The following is a 3,644-nucleotide window of genomic DNA, read 5'->3' as shown; positions in this document are numbered from 1 at the left end:
TGACGGCCGGGAGGTAGCGATTGACGCTGTCCCAGAGCTGCACCCAGGTGTCGGCTGGATGCACCAGGGTCGAATAGGTCAGATGGCCCAGATCGCCACCGAGCTTCATCGGCTTACCTCTCTGTCTTGATGGTTCTCGGCGACCGGCGCGAGGCGCTCCATCGTGTCCTCCCGCTCCCGGCCTTTTGCGACGCCCTTGCCGACGAAAAAGACGGCGAAGGGCGCATTCCGCGGACCGAGGCGGCTTTCCGCCCGGCCCGGCGCGCTTTCGTGAGCTTTGTCTGCCGGGACCGAAATTACAACGCGAGGAATCCTCAATTTGGGCAAATCGCGACGCCCGAAGCGAGGCACTGTTCAAAATGAGTATTTTTTGCGCGCCGGTCGGACCCCGGGCATGCGAAAAAAGGTCTCTAAGCCGGCGCGCCGCCTCGGCGCCCCAGACCGGTCGTGCGGAGGGAGACTGATGACCACGGCTGCGGCGCCGGAAATGTCCCGGATCGGCTGGATCGGCCTCGGCAAAATGGGGCTCCCAATCTGCGAGCGGCTTGCTAGCCACGGATTCACGGTGACGGCCCTTGCCCGCAACACCGACGGCCAGGAGCGCGCCGGCCGCGCTGGGCTTCGCAACGCCTCCGACATTCGCGGCGTGGTCGACGGCGCCGAGATCGTCGCGTCCGCCGTAAGCGACGATGCGGCGCTGCTGGACATCGTCTTCACGGCCGGCGGTCTCAAGGAAACGCTGAACGCACGGCAAATCTTCGTCGAGACCAGCACGGTCTCGCCGGACGCATCGAGACGCGTCGCCGAGGCCATGTCGGCGATCGGCGTGGATTATGTGCGCTCGCCGGTCTCAGGCTCGACGGCGTTGGCCGCTCAGGGGACTCTGACCGCCGTGCTCTCCGGTCCGCCGAAGTCGATCGAACGCCTATCCGGCTTCTACCAGGCGTTCACCCGCATGACGTTCCTGGTCGGCGAGGCCGAAGAGGCCCGCTATTTGAAACTTGTGCTCAACACCCTGGTCGGCGGAACATCTGCGTTGCTGGCGGAAGCGCTGGCTATGGGATGCAAGGGCGGTCTCGGCGCCGCTGCGATGATGGACGTCATCGGCCAAAGCGCCGTCGCCTCGCCGCTTCTGCAGTACAAGCGCGACACTGTGGCGAAGGGGACCTACGAGCCGGCCTTCACGGTCCAGCAGATCATGAAAGATTTCGACATCATCGCGGACGTCTCGCGGCGCGACCATTGCCCGATGCCGCTCGTCGCCCAGATTCGACAGCAGTACGAGGCGGCGTTTGCCGCCGGCTGCGGCGATCTCGACTTCTTCGTGCTCGTCCGCGAAGCGGCCCGGCACGCGGGCCTTTTGCAAAAAGGATGACGACCGAACCCACGGCCGACCGGATCACGCCCATGGACGAGGCAATCGCCAGACGAACTCGAGGCCGCAACGCCGGCGCTTGCGGTGGCTCCGCCGCCGGCCGGAGGAGCGCTCGGGCATGAAGAGCCCGAGGATCGCCGTCGTCGGCGCAGGCGCGAACGGGGCCGGCATCGGCGCCGATCTCGCGCGCGCCGGGCTCAACGTCGCCTTCATCGAGCAATGGCCGGCGCACGTCGAGGCGATGCGTAAGAACGGCGTTCAGGTCGTCATGCCGGACGAAACGCAGGTCACTCCCGTTCGCGTCCATCATGTTTGCGAGGTGGCGTCGCTACGCGAGACCTATGACATCGTCTTCGTGGCCGTGAAGGCCTACGACACCCGATGGGCCTGCGAGCTTATCAAGCCGCTCGTCGAGCCGGACGGGCTCGTTGTCGGCCTGCAGAACGGCATGACCATCGACGACGTCGCTGCGATCGTCGGCCCCGAGCGGACAATGGGCGCCGTGATCGAGGTCACGTCGAATCTGTTCGAGCCGGGGGTGGTGGTGCGCCAGACTCCGCCGAAGGGCTCATGGTTTGCAATCGGGGCTGTCGACCCGTCGGCGGAAGGTCGCGAAGACGAGGTCGCGCAATGCCTTCGCCATGCCGGGACGGTTGAGATCTCCGAGGACATCCGGTCGGCGAAATGGATGAAGCTGGTCGTGAACGCGGCGGAATTTCTCCCCTCGGCAATTCTGGGGCTTCCGCTCGCCGAGGCTATCGACACGCCCGGAATCCGCGAGATCATGGCGGCGTCGGGCGTCGAGGCCGTTCATACCGCGCTCGCCCTGGGACGCCGCCTGGTTTCCATCCTCGGCAAGTCCCGCGTCGAAGCGAACGACCCCGACCAGTATGCAATGTCGCTTCTCGACGCGGTCCTGTCGAAGTGGACACTTCCTGACACCCGGGTCGCGGTTCTGCAGGACTGGATGAAGGGCCGTCGCGGAGAGGGCGACGACATCAACGGCCTCATCGTGCGCGAGCGGCGCCGGCTCGGCGGGCGCGCGCCCGTCAACGAGAGCCTGATCGAGATCGCCGCCAGGATCGAGCGCGGCGAGTTGGCCCCCGCGCCTTCGAACGCGGACCTCTTGAGGTCTTTGGTAAAGACGTGAAGCACCGATTGCGGGAGGCGCCAGCATGGCGCAAGGGAGGAAAACACCATGGCTAGGCTCGAACACAAAGTCGTCATGATCACCGGCGGCGCGCAAGGCATTGGCGAAGGCATTGCCCGGCGGCTCGCGGCCGATGGTGCCTCGATCGCGATCGCCGACCTCAACGGCGACAAGGCCAAGGCGGTCGCAGACAGCCTCAAGGCGGAGGGCGCGGCGGGCGCAATCGGGGTCGAGGCGGACGTTGGCGATCGCGGTCAGGTGCAGGCGGCGATCAAGGCGGTCGTCAACAGCTTCGGACGGCTCGACGTCCTGTTCAACAACGCCGGCTTCAACAAGCCAGTTCCGTTCCTCGAGGTTGACGAGAATAACTTCAACAGCATCATGCGCGTGAACACCTGGGGCGTCATGGTCTGCATCCAGGAGGGCGCCAGACAGATGATTGCTCTGGGCGGCGGCGGCAAGATCATCAACACCGCCTCGATCGCCGGCCGCCAGGGTTATGCCGAGTTCGCGCCCTACTGCTGCAGTAAGTCGGCTGTGATCTCGCTGACCCAGGCCGGCGCGCGCGAATTCGCCAAGCACAAGATCACCGTCAACGCGTTTGCGCCGGGCGTCGTCGTGACCCCCCTTTGGGACGGCCTCGAGCAGGACATGATCGACAAGGGGGTCATCAAGAGGAAAGGCGAGTTCATCGAAAGCTTCTCGGCGAGCATTCTGCTCGGCTATCCGGCCACGCCGGCGGATCTGGCTGGCATCGCGTCGTTCCTTGCCTCTTCCGACTCCGACTACATTACCGGACAGGTCATCATGTCGGACGGCGGGATGATCCTCGTCTGACCGGCATTGTTGGGGGCAACGGTTGCGGAGCGTCGCGACGAGGCCGAGCAGGAGGTCGCCGTGAACTCCGTTGATTGTCTCGTCATCGGCGCCGGTGTCGTCGGCCTCGCGGTCGCCCGCGCGCTAACGCGTGCCGGTCGCGAGGTCGTCGTCGTCGAAGCCGAAAACGCGATCGGAACGGGGGTGAGTTCGCGCAACAGCGACGTCATCCACGCGGGCATTTATTATCCGACAGGCCTGAAGAAGACGCGGCTATGCGTCGAGGGCAAGGCGATGCTCTAC

General features: G+C 65.4%; 4 protein-coding genes. All 4 read left to right on the top strand.

Annotated elements, in window-relative coordinates:
• Positions 1-463 precede the first annotated feature (463 nt).
• Positions 464-1,375 (top strand): NAD(P)-dependent oxidoreductase, encoded by a 912-nt coding sequence (locus ACLP25_RS04935; protein ID WP_442468113.1) that lies wholly within the window; start codon positions 464-466, stop codon positions 1,373-1,375.
• A 118-nt stretch (positions 1,376-1,493) separates the two neighbouring features.
• On the top strand, positions 1,494-2,525 hold the full coding sequence (locus tag ACLP25_RS04930; protein WP_442468112.1) for a ketopantoate reductase family protein: 1,032 nt from the start codon (positions 1,494-1,496) through the stop codon (positions 2,523-2,525).
• A gap of 48 nt (positions 2,526-2,573) precedes the next feature.
• A complete protein-coding gene (locus tag ACLP25_RS04925) occupies positions 2,574-3,362 on the top strand; it encodes an SDR family NAD(P)-dependent oxidoreductase (RefSeq protein ID WP_442468111.1) in 789 nt (262 codons plus the stop codon).
• Between the two features lie 60 nt (positions 3,363-3,422).
• Positions 3,423-3,644 (top strand): FAD-dependent oxidoreductase (locus ACLP25_RS04920; RefSeq protein WP_442468110.1); only part of this gene is annotated, 222 nt, incomplete at its 3' end.

Origin of the sequence: Roseiarcus sp. (assembly GCF_052145395.1) — a bacterium.
In the GTDB taxonomy this organism is placed as follows: domain Bacteria; phylum Pseudomonadota; class Alphaproteobacteria; order Rhizobiales; family Beijerinckiaceae; genus Roseiarcus.
The sequence above is the reverse complement of the archived record's forward strand: the minus strand, read 5'-3'. Positions and strand labels throughout refer to the sequence as shown.